Raw genomic sequence first — 17,880 nt, forward strand, 5'->3', positions numbered from 1 at the left:
CCAGGCTAGTCCGGCACCGGCTGGTCCGGCAGCGGGCAGGGCCTGGCCAGCAGCGCCCCGAGCGCCACCAGGCGGTCGTCGGACCCGACGCTGCCGGTGAGCATGACGCCCACCGGCATCCCGTCGGCCGGTGACGTCCCGGCCGGCACCGACAGGGCGGGCACCCCGGCCAGGTTGGCCACCACCGTCCAGCAGTCGGTGTACGGCGCGAGCATCGGGTCGGCGACCGAGGCGTTCGGCGGACCGGCCGGCGCGAAGAGCGGCGCCGTCGTCGGCAGGGTGGGGGACAGCAGCACGTCGTGGTCGGTCAGGGCCGCGGCGACCTGCGCGCGCAGCCGCTGGCGCACCTCGGCCGCCTCGGCCAGGACGCCCGGCCGGTGCTCGGCCAGGGACCGCCCGAGCCGGAGCCGGCGTACCACCTCGGGGCCGCAGCGGCCGCCGGCCAGCCACGGGGCGAGCTCCCGGGCGGCGGCCACCGACGTCAGGTCGAGGTACGCCGCGAGCGCCCGCGGCGCGTCCGGCACGGTGGCCGGCCTGACGACGGCGCCCAGCGCGCGGAGCCGGTCGGCGGACTCGTGCAGGCGGGCGAGGACGCCCGGCTGGTTGGTCGCGTCGGACAGCTCGGTGACCAGGCCGACCCGCAGGCCGGCCAGCTCGGCGCTCCCCCCGAGGCCGAGGCCGGGGCCGGAGCCGGGGCCAGGGCCGGTTCCGCGGACGGGCCGGGGCGTGCGTCCGGTCATCGTCGCCAGGGCCGCGGCGAGCACACCCGCGTCCGCCGCGATCGGACCGACCCGGTCGCAGGTGGGGTCGAAGGGGACCACCCCGCCCACCGGCACGAGGCCCGGGGAGGGTGCCAGGCCCAGCACCCCGCACTGGGCCGCCGGCTCCCGCACGGAGCCGCCCGTGTCGGTACCGACCGCGAGGTCGGCCAGGCCGGCTGCGACGGCGGCCGCGCACCCGCCGCTGCTCCCGCCCGGGCTGCGGCGGTGGTCGTGGGGGTTGCGGGTCGCCCCGTGCACCGACGTCGCCGTGGAGGCACCCATCGCCAGCTCGTCCATGTTGGCGCGCCCGAGCAGCACCGCGCCGGCGGCGCGCAACCGGGTGACGACCGGCGCGTCGTACGCCGCGGGCACTCCGAGGTGCCCGTGGCTGGCGCACGACGTGACCTGGCCGGCGACGTCGATGTTGTCCTTCACCACGAAGGTCAGCCCGGCGAGCGGTCGCGGCTCGGTCCCGTCGGCGGCCTCGTCGTCGAGGGCCCGGGCGTGCCGGAGCGCGCCGGCCTCGCCGACGAGCACGAGGCTGCGCAACGCACCGTCGCCGCTCTCGATCTGTCGGAATCGGGCCAGGACGGCGCCCTCGACGGACGCGTGCGGGCTTCGCAGGCTCACGGCGCTCAGCGTGTCAGGGCCGGTCAGGCGTGGGCGAACCGGCCCAGCACCCGGTCGGCGCGGACGCCGTCGAGGTGCTCGGCGAAGATCCGCTGGTAGCCGAGCTCCTCGCGGGTACGGGCGGGCGGGAGGCCCGGCAGGGACACCGACGCCCAGTCCTCGTCGGGCACCATCGCGGCAGCCTGGCGGGCCATCACGTCGGTCGTGCCCGACCCGTCGCCGAACTGCTCCTTGCGCCGCCACAGGATCTCCTCGGGCAGCCAGCCGGCGAACGCCTCGCGCAGCAGCGCCTTCTCCTGGGCCTGCGGCTGCCCGTCGTCCCCGAGCAGCTTCCACTCCACGGGCACCCGCTGGGCGACCTCGAGCACCTGGCGGGCCAGGAACGGCACCCGCGCCTCCAGCCCGAACGCCATGCTGACCCGGTCGGCGCGCTGCAGGTTGAGGTGGTGCAGGACCTCGATGCCGTCCACGAGCGCCTGGGCGAGGTCGGCCGCGGAGAGCTCGCGCAGGTGGTGGTATCCGGCGAACAGCTCGTCGGCGCCCTCCCCGGTCAGCACCACCTTGACGTGCTGGGCGGCGAGCTCGGAGAGGAGGTAGTTCGGGACGGCAGAACGGATCAGCGACGGCTCGTAGCTCTCGGTGGAGCGCACCACGTCGGGCAGCACCGCGACCACCTCGTCGTCGGTGTAGACACGTTCGAGGTGCTCCAGCCCGAGGTGCGTGGCGACGACCCGGGCCGCGGCCAGGTCGGCGCTGCCCTCCGTGCCGGCGGCGAAGGAGCGCACCACCGTGCCGGGCTCCGCCGCGCGGGCCATCACCGCGGCCACGATGCTGGAGTCGAGCCCGCCGGAGAGGAAGACCCCGAGCGAGACGTCGGCCATCATCCGCTCGCGGACGGCCTCGACGACGGCCTCCCGCACCGCGGCCAGCGCCTCGTCGCGGTCGGTGAAGGGCGCGCCGACTCCGGTGCCGCCGCCCAGCGGGTCGTGACGCAGGTCCACCACCCGGCGCAGTCCGCCGTCCGGGGTCCAGACGTGCCCGGGAGGGAACTCCTCGACGTGCGGGCGCAGCTCGGGTGCGAAGGCGGCCAGCTCGGAGGCCACGACGACGCGGTCGTCGACGTCGGCCCAGTAGAGCGGCTTCACCCCGAGGGGGTCGCGACCCAGGACCACACCGCCGTCGGGGTGGGCGACGCAGAAGGCGTACATCCCGAACAGCCGGTACGCCGCGTCCGCCCCGGCCTCGGCGACCAGGTGGAGCACCACCTCGGAGTCCGAGCGGGTGCGGAACGGCCCGGCGAGCTCCTCACGCAGCACGTCGTGGTTGTAGACCTCGCCGTTGGCGACCACCCACCAGCCGTCGCGGTGGTCGCGCGGGCCGTGCTTGTCGGGGCCGATCCCGCCGGTCATCGGCTGGGCGCCGCCGGCCAGGTCGACGATGGCGAGCCGGGTGTGGCCCAGCCAGGTGGGACCGACCTGCTCGGAGCCGGTGCCGTCGGGCCCGCGGTGGCGCAGCGGGCCGATCATCGCCTCACCGAGGCGGCGTCCCTCCTGCAGCCGCTCGGGGGTCGGTCGGCGGTCGTGGACGGCGGCGATTCCGCACATGCGGGGGACTCCTGGGTCGGCTGGGTGGTGCGCCCATCGTGGTCCACCCACGTTACGGCTAGCGTCCTGCGGCGTGACCGGATCCCCGCACGACCTGCCTGCGGGGGTGCGTGCGATGGCCGCGCGCGGACCGGACTGGGCCGCGTGGGTCGACCTGCTGCCCCGCCGGCGCGCCGAGGTCCTGGAGGAGTGGCGGCTGGCCCCGGACGGGACGCCTGCCTACGGCTGGTGCTCGCTGGTGCTCCCGGTGCGTGACCCCGACGGACGCCCCGGGGCGCTCAAGCTCGGCTTCGACGGAGACGCCGAGTCGGCCCACGAGCATCTCGCGCTGCGGCAGTGGGACGGTGACGGCGCCGTACGCCTGCTGCGCGCCGACCCGCGGCGCCGTGCGCTGCTGCTCGAGCGGCTCTCGACGCAGGACCTCTCCGACGAGTGGGACCTCGCCGCCTGCGAGACGGTCGCGGCGTTGTACCACCGGCTGCACCGGCCCGCGCTGCCGCAGCTGGCGTCGCTGACCTCGTACGTCGGCCGCTGGGCCGAGGCGCTGGCCGCCCTCCCGCGCGACGCCCCGCTCCCGCATCGCCTGGTCGAGCAGGCCGTCTCGCTCGGCCGGTCCTTCGCCGCCGACCCCGCCAGCACCGGCACGACGATCCACGGCGACCTGCACTACGGCAACGTCCTGGCCACGCCGGACCGCGAGGGCGAGGAGTGGCTGGCCATCGATCCCAAGCCGGTCGACGGCGACCCGCACTACGAGGTCGCGCCGCTGCTGTGGAACCGGTTCGAGGAGCTGGCCGGCGACGTCCGCGGCGGGGTGCGGCGCCGCTTCCACGCGACCATCGACGCCGCCGGCCTCGACGAGGACCGGGCCCGGGACTGGGCGGTGGTCCGGATGGTGCTGAACGCGGCCTGGGAGCTCGACGACGCCCGCACCGCCCGTCGCGCCCCCGACGCCGACCTGCTCACGCGGTGCGTGAGCGTGGCCAAGGCCGTCCAGGAGTGAGACCGCCCGCGAAACGTCATGCGGAGCGTGGAGACGTCTCCACGGCTCGGACGACGTCCCGTCCCCGGCCCCGCCGGGACCAGCGTCCCCTCAGCGCCCGGCCGCCCGGTCTGCCTCCAGCGCCGCACCGACGATGCCGGCCTTGTTGCGCAGCGTGGCCGGCACGATCTCGGTGTCGATCTCGAGCAGCGGCAGGAACTCGTCGGCCTTCTTGCTGACACCCCCGCCCACGACGAACAGGTCGGGGGAGAAGAGCCGCTCCAGGTGCCGGTAGAACCGGGTCAGCCGCTCGGCCCAGGCGGCCATCGTCAGCTCCTCGCGCTCCCGGGCGGAGTTGGCCGCGCGGTGCTCGGCGACATGGCCGTCGAGCTCGAGGTGCCCCAGCTCGGAGTTCGGCACCAGCTGCCCGTCGTGGACCAGCGCGGAGCCGATGCCGGTGCCGAGGGTGGTGACCAGGACCAGGCCGCGGCGGCCGCGGGCCGCGCCGTAGGTCGCCTCGGCCAGGCCCGCGGCGTCCGCGTCGTTGACGACGTGCACCGCGCGCCCCAGGGTGCGGCTGAAGAGCGCGTCCGCGTCGGTGCCGACCCAGGCCGCGTCGATGTTGGCCGCGGAGCCGACCACGCCGTGGCGCACGATCCCCGGCATGGTCACCCCGACCGGGGCGTCGGAGACGGGGAACGTCGAGACCACCCGGGCCAGGGCGTCGGCCACGGCCTGCGGGGTCGCCGGCTGCGGGGTCCGCTCGCGCACCCGCTCCGCGGCGAAGTCGCCCGCACCGAGGTCGACGGGCGCCGCCTTCATCCCGGTGCCGCCGATGTCGACCCCGAGCGGGAGTCCGGCCAGGTGCCCCGGGTCGGGGCGCGTCGTCTCGCTGCTGCTCATGGAGGGCAACCCTGTCAGATCAGGCGGTGCCCAGCGAGAGGGCGTAGTCGCCGGCCTCGTCGGTCCAGAACGCGGTCGGGCGCAGCCCGGCCGCCTCGAGCTCCGCCTCGACCTTGGCCTGGCGGAACTTGGCCGAGATCTCGGTCCGCACCTGCTCGCCCTCGGCGAAGTCGACCTCGAGGTCGAGCGCCGCGAGACGCACCCGCTGGGCACGCCGCGACCGCAGCCGCATCTCGATCCACTCGTCCTCGGCGTTCCACACCGACAGGTGCTCGAAGCCGTCGACGTCGAAGTCGGCGCCCAGCGAGGCGTTCATCACCCGCAGCACGTTCAGGTCGAAGTCGGCGGTGACCCCCGCCGCGTCGTCGTACGCCGCGACCAGCCGGGCGGGGTCCTTGACCAGGTCGGTGCCCAGCAGCAGCGCGTCGCCGGGCGTCATCGTGGCCGCCACGGCGGCGAGGAAGGCCGCACGCTGGTCGGGCTCGAAGTTGCCGACCGTGCCGCCGAGGAAGGCCACCAGCCGGGGCCCCTCGGTGGGCAGCAGGTGCAGGTGCCGCTCGAAGTCGGCCACCACGCCGTGCACCTCGACCCCGGGGTAGGCCTCGACGAGGCCGGGCATCGCCCACTCGATCGCGTCGACGCTGACGTCCACGGGCACGTACCGCTCCAGCGACCCCACGTCGCGCAGCGCCCCGAGGAGCAGGTGCGTCTTCTCCGAGGACCCCGAGCCCAGCTCGACAAGCGTGCGGGCCTTGGTCAGGTCGGCGATCTCGCCCGCCCGGGTCTGGAGGATCTCGCGCTCGGCACGGGTCGGGTAGTACTCCGGGAGCCGGGTGATCTCCTCGAAGAGCTCGCTGCCACGGCCGTCGTAGAAGTACTTCGGTGCGAGGACCTTGGGCGAGGCGGTCAGCCCGCGTCGTACGTCCTCGCGCATCGTGGCGGCGAGGTCGTCGGGCGTGAGGTGTCGGTCGATGGTGGGCACGGCCACTCCTTCGTGGGGTGCAGCGGACTGCTGCGTGGATGGGCGGGCAGGCAGGGTCGGGCAGGCAGGGTCAGGCAGGCAGGGTCAGGCAGGGTCAGAGGGGGTGCAGGCGCAAGCCGTCGTCGTCCACGACCAGGACGTGGTCGTCGGGGACCTCGGTCCAGGCGGGGTCGTCGTCGTGAGGCTCGGAGGAGACCAGGACCCCGGTCGGGCCGGTCAGGGTCCACATCGGCTCGCCGTGGACGACGCCGGCGATGCTCGCACCGTCGCCGGCCAGCGTGGTCAGCCGCCCCCCGCCGTGGTCGAGCACGTCACGGGTGGCCGCGGCCAGCCCCTCGTCCAGCGGCACGCCGTCGAGCCACCGGGCGAGGGCCAGCCCCACCAGTAGGGCGGAGTCGACGCCCGCGCGGGTGTCGGGCACGTCGGCGGCCCGGGGCCCGAGGGCCGCGCGGGCGGCGGCCCAGTCGCCGAGGCGGCCGTTGTGGCTGACCAGCCACGGGCCGTGGGTGAACGGGGCCGCCGCGCCCTCGTCGGGCGCCGTGCCCGGCGTGGCGGAGCGGACCGCGGCCACGACCGAGGTCGCGGACACGGTCGGCGCCAGCGAGGCGAAGGAGGCGTCGGTCCAGATCGGCTGCGCGCGGCGGTAGCGCACCGGCTCGGCCCGACCCGGCACCCACCACCCGACCCCGAACCCGTCGACGTTGACGGTGCCGTGCCGCTGGCGCCGCGGCGCCCACGACTGGGTCTCCAGCGAGTGCGGGGGTGCGAGGACGAGGTCGTGCAGCGAGCGCGGCTCGCCGCGCCAGGCCAGGTGGCGACACATCGGGTGCTCGCCGTCCTCAGGCGTCGCGCGCGGTGCGGAAGCCGGAGAAGACCTGTCGGCGGATCGGGTGGTCCCAGTTGCGGAACGTGGTGCGGACGGCCTGCGGGTCGGTGGCCCAGCAGCCGCCGCGCAGCACGCGGTAGCCGTCGTCGAAGAAGACCTCGGAGTACTCCGGGTAGGGGAACGGGCGGAATCCGGGGTAGCCGGTGAACACCGTCGAGGTCCACTCCCACACGTCGCCCACCATCTGCAGGGCGCCGTACGCGGAGGCGCCCGCGGGGTACGAGCCGGCGGCCGTCGGCCGGAACCGGGTCTGGCCGAGGTTCGCGCGCTGCTCGTCGGGGGCGCCGTCGCCCCAGGGGAAGCGCCGCTTGGTCGCCGTCACCGGGTCCCAGGAGGCCGCCTTCTCCCATTCGGCCTCCGTCGGGAGCCGCCGCCCGGCCCAGCGGGCGTACGCCTCCGCCTCGTGGAAGCAGACGTGCTGGACGGCCTCGGCCGCCGGCAGCTCCTCCACGCGGGCGAACCGTCGGCGCAGCCAGGTGCCGGCGTCGCGGAACCAGAACGCCGGCGCGCGCTTGCCGCTCTCGCAGCGCCAGCGCCACCCGGCGGTGCTCCAGAGCCGCGGGTCGTCGTAGCCGCCGTCCTCCACGAACGCCAGGTACGCCGCGTTGGTCACCGGGGTGGTGTCGATGGCGAACGCGCCGACGTCCACGGTGTGCGCGGGCCGCTCGTTGTCCAGCGACCACGGGTCGTCGGAGGTGCCCTGCACGAACGGGCCGGCCGGCACCAGCACCTCGGCGGCCACGACCGGGCCGGCCGGGGCGGGGAGGCCGTCGGTGGCCGGCAGCACCGGGGCGCCGCGGCGCAGCTGGTGGGTGGCCAGCATCGTCTCGTCGTGCTGGTGCTCGTGCTGGATCACCATCCCGAAGACGAAGCCGTGGTCCCGCAGGGGGTCCGGCCGGTCCTCGCGGGCCGTCACCGGGGTCGTCCCGAGGGCGTCGAGGACCTTGCGTCGCACCAGCGCCAGGTAGTCCCCGGCCTCGTCGGGTCGCAGCAGCGGCAGGCTGGGCCGGGTGTCGCGGGGGTGCTCGAAGGCGTCGTAGAGGTCGTCGATGTCGGGACGCATCGCCGCGTCGCCGTGCGTCTCGCGCAGCAGCCACAGCTCCTCGTAGTTGCCGACGTGCGCCAGGTCCCACACCAGCGGTGACATGAGCCGCGAGTGCTGGGCCAGGAGCTCGCCCTCGTCCAGCACCGCGGTGGTCAGCCCGGCGCTGCGCTCGCGCACCCGCTCGAGCTCGTCGGCGACGTGCTGGCGCAGCGCGTGCTCGTCGAGCGTGCGGACGTCGGTGCCGGGGAGGGTCTCGGTCGAGGACTCGGTCGAGGTCTCGGGGGAGGTCATGCGGTCTCCAGGGGGTCGTCGGCCGGGCAGCGGCCCGACGCGGTGTAGGTGTCGCGGAAGGCGGCGACCAGCGCGACCAGCGCGGGGTCCTCGCCGAGGCGGGTCAGGGCGGCGAGCGCCGCGTCGAGGCAGGCCACGGCGGCGGCCTGCAGCCCGGGGGCGGCCAGGCCGTCGCGCGCGGCGGCGGTCCAGTCGTCGAGGCCCGCGCAGGCCTCCTCGGCGGCGGCCGAGGCGACCGGGTCGTCGAGCAGGGCGGCCAGCACCGCGGTCGGGACCACCCACCAGCGGTACGGCTGGGTGTCGAGGTAGCGCACCTCGTACCAGCCCCGGGGCCGTACGGGCGGGAAGAGCGTGGTCAGGTGCAGCGCCAGGTCGGTCTCGGCGAGCGGGTCGTCGGCGAGCAGCCAGTCGCGCAGCGTCCAGCCGGCGGGCCCGGCCCAGTCGTCGTCCTTCCCCCGACGCAGCATCACCGAGGCGTCGAGCGCGTAGTCGGTCCAGGCGGCCACCGGGTCGCCGTCCTGGGGCGCGGACGTACGGCCACGCTCCAGGCCCTGCCAGACCCGCTGCCGACCCGAGCGCCACCCGGTGTCGCCGTCCGCGTCGACCGGTGAGTTGGCGAAGGCCGCCACCATCACCGGGCCGACGGCGTGCAGCAGCGCCCACCGCCGGTGGGCGTCGGCGCGGTCGCGCCCGACGTCGAGGTTGACCTGGCAGGCCGCGGTGGTGGTCATCATGGCCGGGCCCATCGAGGCCGAGGCGCCGCCGGCGCGGACGAAGTGCTGCTCCATCGCGTCGTAGCGGGGGTGCTGCAGCTGGCGACGGGGGACGCGGTACGGGTCCAGGGCGGTGTCGAGGAGCCGGAGCCGGGCCGCCTCGAGCGCGGTCCGGACGTGCCGTGCGTCCTCCTCCAGCGCCGACCAGCAGGCGCTGGCGCCCTGGTGGGGCAGGGAGCTGAGCTCGACCTGCCCGCCGGGTTCGAAGGTGAGGCGGCTTCCCCGTGGTGGGGGCCCCGCCGCGGCGAGGACCTCCCGGAGGTGGGGGAGCGGGACCGGGGCCGGCGTGGCGCCGCGCGCGACGCTCGGGCTCGACGGCGACGAGGTGGCCGACACCCGTCACCACGGCGGGCCGGACAAGGCGGTCTACGCCTTCGCCCGCGAGGACCTCGACCGCTGGGCCGGGGTGCTGGGCACCGAGCTGCCCGACGGCCACTTCGGGGAGAACCTGACCACCACCGGGATCGACGTCAACGAGGCCGAGATGGGGGAGCGCTGGCGGGTCGGCGGCCCGGACGGCACGGTGCTGGAGGTCGCCTCGGTCCGGACGCCCTGCAACGACTTCAAGACCTGGATGGGCCGGACGGGACACGACAGCCGGGCCTGGGTCCGTCGCTTCGCCGAGGAGGGGCGCCCCGGGCCGTACCTGCGGGTGCTCGTGCCGGGCACGGTGGCCGCCGGGGACCCGCTCGAGGTGGTGCACCGCCCCGGCCACGGGGTCACCGTGACCACCTTCTTCCGTGCGCTGCACGGCCACCCGGACCTGCTGCCCGAGCTGCTGCGCGTCGAGGGCCTTCCGGTGCAGGCGAGGGAACGGGTGGCGGCCTATCTGGGCGGCCCGGCGGGTATGCCTACCGACGCGTAACCATGTGAACTAGGTTACGCACCAGTCCCGCCGGCACCACCAGTCCCGCCCACCCGTCTCGGCCGTCGCCAGGAGAGTCATGCCCGTCCCGATCGACACCAGCTTCCTCGACCACCTCCCCCAGAACGTGGCCGTCCAGTTCCTCGACCGCGTGAAGGCCTCCGGGTCCGCCGAGGCCTTCCGCTTCCCCCGCGGCGAGTCCTGGCAGTCGGTGACCTGGGACGAGGCGGGCAAGCGCGTACGTCGCCTCGCCGCCGGCCTGGTCGCCCTCGGGGTGACCCCGGAGCAGCGCGTCGGCATCGCCTCCAACACCCGCTACGAGTGGGTGCTGGCCGACCTGGCCGTGATGTGCGCCGGCGGCGCGACCACGACGGTCTACCCCAGCACCAACGCCGAGGACACCGCCTACATCCTCAGCGACTCCGACTCCCACGTCGTCTTCGCCGAGGACGCCGAGCAGCTGGCCAAGCTGCGCGGGCGCCGCGCGGAGCTGCCGGCGCTGACCAAGGTGATCGCGTTCAGCGACCACGACGGCGGTCCGACCGGCGACGACGACGCCGACGACTGGGTGATCAGCATGGACACCCTCGCCGCGCTCGGCGACGAGCGCCTGGCGGCCGAGCCGGGCCTGATCGACGACATCGCCGCCTCCATCCAGCCCGACCAGCTGGCCACCCTGATCTACACCTCCGGGACCACCGGCAAGCCCAAGGGCGTGCGCCTCAAGCACCGGTCCTGGGTCTACGAGGGCGAGGCGATCAAGGCCCAGGGCATCCTCGACGAGACCGACCTGCAGTTCCTGTGGCTGCCGATGGCGCACTCCTTCGGCAAGGTGCTGCTGTCCACCCAGATGGCCTGTGGCTTCGCCACCGCCATCGACGGCCGGGTCGACCGGATCGTGGACAACCTCGGCGTCGTCAAGCCGACCTTCATGGGCGCCGCCCCCCGCATCTTCGAGAAGGCCCACGGCCGGATCGTGACGATGACGGCCTCCGAGGGCGGGGCGAAGAAGAAGATCTTCGACCAGGCCTTCAAGGTCGGCCTGGAGGTCGACCGACGCAAGCGCGAGGGCCAGAGCATCCCGCTGCCGCTCAAGGCGCAGCACGCCGTCTTCGACAAGCTGGTCTTCAGCAAGGTCCGCGAGCGCTTCGGTGGCCGGGTCCGGTTCTTCATCTCCGGCTCGGCGGCGCTGAACGGCGAGATCGCCGGCTGGTTCCACGCCGCCGGGATCCTGATCCTCGAGGGCTACGGGCTGACCGAGAACGCGGCCGGCGCAGCCGTCGGGCACCCCTCGGACTACAAGATCGGCACCGTGGGCCACGCGATGCCGGGCAGCGAGATCCGGATCGGCGAGGGCGACGAGGTCCAGGTCCGGGGCCCCCACGTGATGGACGGCTACCACAACCTGCCCGAGGAGACCGCGGCCACGCTGACCAAGGACGGGTGGCTGCGCACCGGCGACAAGGGCAGCCTCGACGCGGACGGCTTCCTGACCATCACCGGCCGGATCAAGGACCTCTTCAAGACCTCCGGCGGCAAGTACATCGCCCCCTCGGCCATCGAGTCGAAGTTCAAGGCGCTGTGCCCCTACACCAGCCAGTTCGTGGTGTTCGGCAACGAGCGGAACTTCGTGGTCGCGCTGATCACCCTGGACCCGGACGCCATGGCGACCTGGGCCGAGGAGAACGGCATGAGCGGCAGCTCCTACACCGAGATCGTCTCCTCGGAGAAGGTGCACGCGATGGTCGGCGACTACGTCGAGCAGCTCAACGAGCGGCTCAACCGCTGGGAGACCATCAAGAAGTGGGAGATCCTCGACCACGACCTGTCCATCGAGTCCGGCGAGCTGACGCCCTCGATGAAGGTCAAGCGCAACGTCGTGGAGGACAACCACCAGCAGCTGATCTCCTCCTTCTACACCGCTTGAGACGACGTCAGCGGTGGTCGAGGTGGCGCGGCGGGGTCTCGTGACGCTCGCTGCGCTCGCTCCTCGACCACCGGCGTCGACGCTCGCTGCGCTCGCTCCTCGACCACCGGGTCGACGCCCACCGGCGTCGACGCTCCCCGTCCTCGTCGGCGGCTCACACGGCACGCACAGGTGACCCACAGGGTCGCCGGGTCTCCTGGGTCCTGACCAGCACCACCGGACCTAGGAGACCTCATGCCGCGCCCCGCCCGTACCCACCGCACCACCGCCGTCGCGGAGCTCGAGGACCACGACCTCGGCCTGTCGGCCGACCTTCCCCGCCTGGCCGAGCGGAACCTCGGCCGTCGTGGCCTGCTCGGGCTGCTCGGCGGGGTCGGGCTCGTCGCCGCCGGGTGTGCGACCGACAGCGGGGCGACCACCACGGCCACCGACGACGCGCGGCCCGCCGGCGGTCCCGGCGGCACGCCCCCGGACGGAGGCGGCGCGGGGAGCGAGGTCCAGGTGGCCGACGGCGAGGTCCCCGAGGAGACCGCGGGCCCGTACCCCGGGGACGGGTCCAACGGCGTCAACGTGCTGTCCGAGAGCGGCATCGTCCGCAGCGACCTGACGACCAGCTTCGGCACCGCCTCCGGCGTGGCCGAGGGCGTCCCGGTGACGGTGCGGCTCACGGTGCTCGACCTCCAGGGCGAGGACGCCTCCCCGCTGGCGGGGGCCGCGCTGTACCTGTGGCACTGCAACCGTGAGGGCGAGTACTCGATGTACTCCGAGGCGATCGTCGACGAGAACTACCTGCGCGGGGTCCAGGAGACCGACGCCGACGGGCGCGTCGAGTTCACCTCGATCTTCCCGGCGGCCTACGACGGCCGCTGGCCGCACATGCACTTCGAGGTCTACGAGTCCCTCGACTCCGCGACGAGCTACACCAGGAAGCTGCGCACCTCGCAGATCGCGCTGCCCCAGGAGGCGTGCGACGCGGTCTACGCCACCGAGGGCTACGAGGCCAGCGTGGCCAACCTGGCCGCGACCAGCCTGGACTCCGACACGGTCTTCTCCGACGGCCACACCCTGCAGATGGCGTCGGTGACCGGGTCGGTCGACGAGGGGTACGTGCTCTCGCTCAACGTCCCCGTCTGAGCGGGGCCACGACCGGGGTGGGAGGATCGGGGCGTGCCGTCCACGCTGCCCGAGGGCGACCCCGCCCCTCCCGACGGGTCCCTGCCGGCCGAGGCCATGGCCGAGCTGGGCCGCCGTCCGTTCGGCTTCTACCTGCACGTGCCGTTCTGCACGGTGCGGTGCGGCTACTGCGACTTCAACACCTACACCGCCGACGAGCTGGGTCCCCAGCAGCACCCGGGGGCGTCCCGGGCGACCTACGCCGAGGCGGCCGTGACCGAGGTCCACCGGGCCCGTGCCGCGCTCGGCGACGTCGACGTCCCGGTCTCGACGGTCTTCGTCGGTGGGGGGACTCCGACCCTGCTGGAGCCGGCCGACCTCGGCCGGGTCGTCGCCGCGGTCCGGGACTGCTTCGGGCTGGCGCCCGACGCCGAGGTGACCACGGAGTCGAACCCCGACAGCGTCACCCCGGAGCGGCTCGTGGCGCTGCGCGAGGCCGGTTTCGACCGGATCTCCTTCGGGATGCAGTCGTCGGTGCCGCACGTGCTGCGCACCCTGGACCGCACCCACGACCCCGAGCGGGTGCCGCAGGTGGTCGCGTGGGCGCGCGAGGCCGGGATCTCGCAGGTCAGCCTGGACCTGATCTACGGCACGCCGGGCGAGTCGGCCACCGACTGGGCCACGACCCTGGACGCGGCGCTGACCTGCGAGCCCGACCACGTCTCGGCGTACTCCCTGATCGTGGAGGACGGCACGGCCCTGGCCCGCCGCGTACGTCGCGGCGAGCTCCCGATGCCCGACGAGGACGACCTCGCCGAGAAGTACGTCGTGGCCGACGCGCGGCTCCGGGCCGCGGGCCTCGGGTGGTACGAGGTGTCCAACTGGGCCCGTGGCGAGCCCGAGGACCGGACCCGCCGGTGCCGGCACAACATGGGCTACTGGACCGGCGGCGACTGGTGGGGCGTCGGCCCCGGCGCGCACTCCCACGTGGGCGGGGTGCGCTGGTGGAACGTCAAGCACCCGGCGGCGTACGCCGCGCGGCTCGCGGCCGACGCCAGCCCGGCGCAGGCGCGCGAGGTGCTCACGGCGGAGGACCGGCGGGTGGAACGGGTGATGCTGGAGCTGCGGCTGCGCGACGGCCTGCCCGTCGACGTCCTCGACGCGACGGGCGTCGCGTCGGTGCCGGACCTCGAGTCGCGGGGACTCCTCGTCCGCTCGAGCGACCGCCTCGTGCTCACCGACGCGGGCCGGCTGCTCGCCGACGGCGTCGTGCGCGACCTGCTGCCCTGAGGACCGGGACGGTCAGCTGACCATCCGGATCGTCAGCGGGTAGCGGTAGTCCTCGCCGTTCGAGGCCTTGACGGCGCCGATGATCGTGAACACCAGCCAGAACCCGGCCGCGGCCAGCGCGATCGGGATGACGGCAAGCACCCCGATGCCCAGGGTCAGCACGACGACCACGACCGCGAGGATCCCGCCGACGATCCCGTAGATCACCATCGAGAGCTGGAAGTTGAGCGACTCCACCGCCTGCCGCCGAACCCAGGGGGAGTCGGAGCGGACGAGCAGCACCAGCAGCGGGCCGAGGAAGGCGAGGGCGAGGAACGCCGCCACCAGCGCGCTCCAGTGCGCGGCGCCGCCCCAGGTGCGGTCCATGGCGCTGAGCTGACCACCCGGCTGCCACCCGGACGGCTGCTGGCCGTAGGGCTGCTGAGGGGGGTACGGGGGCTGCTGGTCCATGAGGGTCTCCTGACGGGTCACGCGTCGGGGTCGGTGACGAAGTCGATGAGCTCCTCGACCCTACCGAGCAGGGCCGGCTCGCAGTCGGCGAAGGTCGAGACGCGGGCGAGGATGCGCTGCCAGGCCCGGGCGATGTCGGCCTGCTCGGCGTGCGGCCAGCCGAGCGCCGCGCAGATGCCGCGCTTCCACTCCACCGACCGCGGGATCTCGGGCCACGCCTCGAGCCCGACGCGCTGCGGTTTGACCGCGGCCCACACGTCGACGAACGGGTGCCCGACGACCAGGACGTGCTCGCCCAGCGGGGACGCGGCGACCTCGGCAGCGACGCGGCTCTCCTTGGAGCCGGGGACGAGGTGGTCGACCAGGACGCCGACCCGACGACCGGGTCCGGGGCCGAACTCGCGCAGCTGGGCGGGCAGGTCGTCGACGCCGTGCAGCATCTCGACCACCACGCCCTCCAGGCGCAGGTCCTCGCCCCAGACCTTTTCGACCAGCTCGGCGTCGTGCTTGCCCTCGACGAAGATCCGGCTGGGGAGGGCGACCCGGGCCCGGGCGCCGGCGACGGCGACCGACCCGGAGGCCGTCCGCGTGGGGGCGGCCGGGGCGCGGACGTGCACCGGTGCGGACAGCACGACCGGCCGTCCCTCGAGCAGGAACCCGGCGCCGAGCGGGAAGGTGCGGCGCTTGCCGTGCCGGTCCTCGAGGGTGAGGACGTGCAGGTCCCGGTCGACCGAGACGACCTCGCCGCAGAAATCGGTGGTGACCTCCTCGACGACGGTGCCGAGGTCGGCAGTGGCGGGCTGGGCCCGCCCGCGCCGGGGCGCGCGCCAGTCGCCGGAGAGGACGTCGGAGCCGTAGCGATCACTCACGCCGGACACGCTAGGCGGCGGTGCCGACACCTCCGGGGACGCGCGCCGGGGGACGCGCCGGGGTACGCGCCGGGGTACGCGCCGGGGTCAGGACCCGGTGCTGTCGTCCTCGTCCTGGTCGTGGGAGGTGTCGTTCTCGCCGAACGGGCCGTCGGGCTCCGTGCGCTCCACCGGCTTGCCGCTCGTCATCAGGTCGTCGACCTGCTCGCCGTCGGTGAGGCCCTCGGCCAGCGGGTTGTCCTCGGAGGGCACGAGGTCCTCGGGCAGCTGGTCGTCCGAGATCCCGATGTCGGGCCCGGAGGTGTCCTGGTCGTCGGAGGCGTCGCTCATGGCCGTGACGGTAGTGGGTCGGGTGGGGACGTCAACCACCCCGGGGACGGGCGTCGCGACGGTCGGTCAGGCGAGCGGGAGCCGGCGGCCGCCGCGGGGGAGCGCGTCGTACGCCCGCCGCACCGCGTCGGCGAGCAGGTGCCGGGGGAAGGGCCACTCCCCGCGCTCCAGCGCCTCGTCCGGCCCGACGCCGGCGGCGGCGAGGTCGCGCACCTGCTGGGCGAGCAGGCCGAGCTCGTTGCGCTGCTGCTCGACGTGGTCGCGGTCGACGGGCCGGCCGTGGCCGGGGACGACCAGGGTGGCCGGGGTGAGCAGGTCGAGGACGACGTCGAGGGTCGACGGCCAGGCCAGCGGGTGGCAGTCCGCACCGAGCCCGGGCACGGCGAGCCCGCCCACCGAACGGTCGCCCGACAGCTCGGACTGCTCGACCAGGTCGCCGGCCAGGACGAGGTCGACGTCCCCCACGCGGACGACGAGGTCGCCCGCGGTGTGCCCGGCGCCGGGGTGGACCAGCTCCACCACGCGGTCGCCGAGGTCGAGCACGCTGACGGCGGAGAACAGGTGGTCGGGCGCGACCAGGGTGGTCGCGGCCAGCTCGGCGGCGTGCGCCTCGGTGGGGTCGGCGGCCATCCGCAGCCGGGTCTCCTCGCCCCAGCGGGCCAGCTCGTCGGCGGCGGCCTCCTGCGCGTGCACCGGCACCGCCGGCCACCGGTCGCGGAAGGCGGCGACGCCGAAGGCGTGGTCGTAGTGCCAGTGGGTCGTGACCACCGCCACCACCTCGCCGGGCAGCCCGGCGACCGCGTCGGCCACCGGCGCGGCCGCGGCGGTCGAGCCGGAGGTGTCGACCACGACCAGGCCGGCGGCACCGCCGACGACGGAGACGTTGACGTCGCACCACGGCTGCGGGGCGACCCAGACACGGTCGGCGACCTCGGTGAACGGCACGCAGCCACCCTAGGGCGGACCACCCCGGACCGTCCCGGGCCCGGCCCCGCGGAGGCGGCGGATCGCGCCCCACGCGCTAGGATTGGCACTCACGAACAGGGAGTGCCAGACGCGGGAGGAGGACCGGATGCAGGAGGAACGCAGGCTCGCCGTGCTGCGCGCCATCGTCGAGGACTACGTGTCCACCGAGGAGCCCGTCGGGTCCAAGGCGCTCGTGGAGCGGCACCGCCTCGGTGTCTCCCCGGCCACCGTCCGCAACGACATGGCCGTGCTGGAGGACGAGGGCTACATCGCGCAGCCCCACACCAGCGCCGGCCGGGTGCCGACCGACAAGGGCTACCGGCTCTTCGTCGACCGGCTCACCACCGTCAAGCCGATGACCGCGGCCGAGAAGCGGGCGATCGCGACGTTCCTCGACGGCGCCGTCGACCTCGACGACGTCGTGGGCCGCTCGGTGCGGCTGCTCTCCCAGCTGACCCGCCAGGTCGCCGTCGTGCAGTACCCCGTGCTGTCGCGCTCCACCGTGCGCCACGTCGAGCTGGTCGCGCTCGCGCCGACCCGGCTGCTGGTCGTGCTGATCCTGTCCACCGGCCGGGTCGAGCAGCGGGTGGTCGAGGTCGCCGAGCCGATGGGCGACGAGGACCTCGCCGACCTGCGCCGCCTGGTGAACCGGGCCGCGGTCGGTGAGCTGATCGCGTCCGCCGCCGAGGCGCTGCGCGACCTCGCAGGGCCCCCGCCGGGCCCGGCCGAGGACCCCGCGGTCGCCGGTCCCGAGGACGCCACCCGGGCCACCAGTGCCGCGAGCAGCCCGGTCGTCGAGGCGCTGCTCGAGGCGATGAGCGACCACCGCTCCGACGAGCGGGTCGCGGTCGGTGGCGCGGCCAACCTGGCCCGTCACGTCGACAGCCCCGACTCGGCGGTCCGGCCGCTGCTGGAGGCGCTGGAGGAGCACGTCGTGCTGCTCAAGCTGCTCGGCGAGGCCGGCGCCGACGGCGCGGTCACCGTGCGGATCGGGCGCGAGGGCCCGTACGAGCAGCTGGCCTCGACCAGCGTCGTGGCCACCGGCTACGGCCCGCGCGACGACGTCCTGGCGACCCTCGGCGTCGTCGGCCCGACCCGGATGGACTACCCCGGCACGATGGCCGCGGTCCGCGCCGTGGCCCGCTACGTCACCCGCATCCTCGACGAGGCCTGACCGGCCCCGCCCCGGCGCGGCCCCCGGCCGCGCCCGTAC

Annotated in this window: 17 protein-coding genes; 6 read left to right on the forward strand and 11 right to left on the reverse strand. The window is 74.8% G+C overall.

Annotated features, from left to right (window positions below; all coding sequences use genetic code 11):
• Window positions 1–5 precede the first annotated feature (5 nt).
• Window positions 6–1,391 (reverse strand): amidase, encoded by a 1,386-nt coding sequence (locus GV155_RS06840; protein WP_160006441.1) that lies wholly within the window; start codon window positions 1,389–1,391, stop codon window positions 6–8.
• Between the two features lie 23 nt (window positions 1,392–1,414).
• On the reverse strand, window positions 1,415–2,995 hold the full coding sequence (asnB, locus tag GV155_RS06845; protein WP_160006443.1) for an asparagine synthase (glutamine-hydrolyzing): 1,581 nt from the start codon (window positions 2,993–2,995) through the stop codon (window positions 1,415–1,417).
• Window positions 2,996–3,068: 73 nt separating this feature from the next.
• On the opposite strand from asnB, the gene GV155_RS06850 reads away from it, so the two are divergent.
• A complete protein-coding gene (locus GV155_RS06850; RefSeq protein ID WP_236554106.1) occupies window positions 3,069–3,998 on the forward strand; it encodes an aminoglycoside phosphotransferase family protein in 930 nt (309 codons plus the stop codon).
• A gap of 90 nt (window positions 3,999–4,088) precedes the next feature.
• Here the strand turns inward: GV155_RS06850 and ppgK are convergent, their stop codons facing one another.
• The 5 genes from ppgK to GV155_RS20670 all read right to left on the reverse strand — a co-directional run bounded on the left by ppgK (window position 4,089) and on the right by GV155_RS20670 (window position 9,193).
• Complete coding sequence (ppgK, locus tag GV155_RS06855; protein ID WP_160006447.1) at window positions 4,089–4,880, reverse strand: polyphosphate--glucose phosphotransferase; 792 nt, start codon at window positions 4,878–4,880, stop codon at window positions 4,089–4,091.
• Window positions 4,881–4,899: 19 nt separating this feature from the next.
• Entirely contained in the window at window positions 4,900–5,862 is a 963-nt protein-coding gene (egtD, locus tag GV155_RS06860) for an L-histidine N(alpha)-methyltransferase (RefSeq protein WP_236554108.1), read from the reverse strand.
• A gap of 94 nt (window positions 5,863–5,956) precedes the next feature.
• The gene (gene egtC / locus GV155_RS06865) at window positions 5,957–6,685 is read right to left on the reverse strand and encodes an ergothioneine biosynthesis protein EgtC (protein WP_160006449.1); all 729 of its coding nucleotides are present in this window, start codon (window positions 6,683–6,685) and stop codon (window positions 5,957–5,959) included.
• Window positions 6,686–6,701: 16 nt separating this feature from the next.
• Window positions 6,702–8,084: an ergothioneine biosynthesis protein EgtB gene (gene egtB, locus GV155_RS06870; protein WP_160006451.1), complete on the reverse strand. Its 1,383-nt coding sequence runs from the start codon at window positions 8,082–8,084 to the stop codon at window positions 6,702–6,704.
• A complete protein-coding gene (locus GV155_RS20670; RefSeq protein ID WP_160006453.1) occupies window positions 8,081–9,193 on the reverse strand; it encodes a glutamate-cysteine ligase family protein in 1,113 nt (370 codons plus the stop codon). The genes egtB and GV155_RS20670 overlap by 4 nt, the downstream gene beginning before the upstream one ends.
• Here GV155_RS20670 and GV155_RS06880 point away from each other — a divergent pair.
• The 4 genes from GV155_RS06880 (at window position 9,183) to hemW (ending at window position 14,052) form a co-directional block, all read left to right on the forward strand.
• Window positions 9,183–9,722 (forward strand): MOSC domain-containing protein, encoded by a 540-nt coding sequence (locus GV155_RS06880; RefSeq protein ID WP_236554110.1) that lies wholly within the window; start codon window positions 9,183–9,185, stop codon window positions 9,720–9,722. The genes GV155_RS20670 and GV155_RS06880 overlap by 11 nt on opposite strands.
• 79 nt (window positions 9,723–9,801) lie before the next feature.
• Window positions 9,802–11,649 (forward strand): AMP-dependent synthetase/ligase, encoded by a 1,848-nt coding sequence (locus tag GV155_RS06885; RefSeq protein WP_160006455.1) that lies wholly within the window; start codon window positions 9,802–9,804, stop codon window positions 11,647–11,649.
• A 234-nt stretch (window positions 11,650–11,883) separates the two neighbouring features.
• Window positions 11,884–12,783 (forward strand): dioxygenase family protein, encoded by a 900-nt coding sequence (locus GV155_RS06890; protein ID WP_160006457.1) that lies wholly within the window; start codon window positions 11,884–11,886, stop codon window positions 12,781–12,783.
• Window positions 12,784–12,816: 33 nt separating this feature from the next.
• Entirely contained in the window at window positions 12,817–14,052 is a 1,236-nt protein-coding gene (gene hemW, locus GV155_RS06895) for a radical SAM family heme chaperone HemW (RefSeq protein ID WP_160006459.1), read from the forward strand.
• A gap of 12 nt (window positions 14,053–14,064) precedes the next feature.
• On the opposite strand, the gene GV155_RS06900 is transcribed toward hemW, so the two are convergent.
• The 4 genes from GV155_RS06900 to GV155_RS06915 all read right to left on the reverse strand — a co-directional run bounded on the left by GV155_RS06900 (window position 14,065) and on the right by GV155_RS06915 (window position 16,646).
• A complete protein-coding gene (locus GV155_RS06900; RefSeq protein ID WP_201300094.1) occupies window positions 14,065–14,502 on the reverse strand; it encodes a DUF4870 domain-containing protein in 438 nt (145 codons plus the stop codon).
• Between the two features lie 17 nt (window positions 14,503–14,519).
• The gene (locus GV155_RS06905) at window positions 14,520–15,371 is read right to left on the reverse strand and encodes a DUF3097 domain-containing protein (protein ID WP_160006461.1); all 852 of its coding nucleotides are present in this window, start codon (window positions 15,369–15,371) and stop codon (window positions 14,520–14,522) included.
• Between the two features lie 87 nt (window positions 15,372–15,458).
• Window positions 15,459–15,701, reverse strand: a complete 243-nt coding sequence (locus tag GV155_RS06910) for a hypothetical protein (RefSeq protein WP_160006463.1) — start codon at window positions 15,699–15,701, stop codon at window positions 15,459–15,461.
• Window positions 15,702–15,767: 66 nt separating this feature from the next.
• Window positions 15,768–16,646: an MBL fold metallo-hydrolase gene (locus tag GV155_RS06915; protein ID WP_160006465.1), complete on the reverse strand. Its 879-nt coding sequence runs from the start codon at window positions 16,644–16,646 to the stop codon at window positions 15,768–15,770.
• A 127-nt stretch (window positions 16,647–16,773) separates the two neighbouring features.
• Here GV155_RS06915 and hrcA point away from each other — a divergent pair, with 127 nt between their 5' ends.
• A complete protein-coding gene (gene hrcA / locus GV155_RS06920; RefSeq protein ID WP_160006467.1) occupies window positions 16,774–17,841 on the forward strand; it encodes a heat-inducible transcriptional repressor HrcA in 1,068 nt (355 codons plus the stop codon).
• Window positions 17,842–17,880: the final 39 nt, after the last annotated feature.

Origin of the sequence: Nocardioides sp. AX2bis (assembly GCF_902506435.1) — a bacterium.
In the GTDB taxonomy this organism is placed as follows: Bacteria; Actinomycetota; Actinomycetes; order Propionibacteriales; family Nocardioidaceae; genus Nocardioides.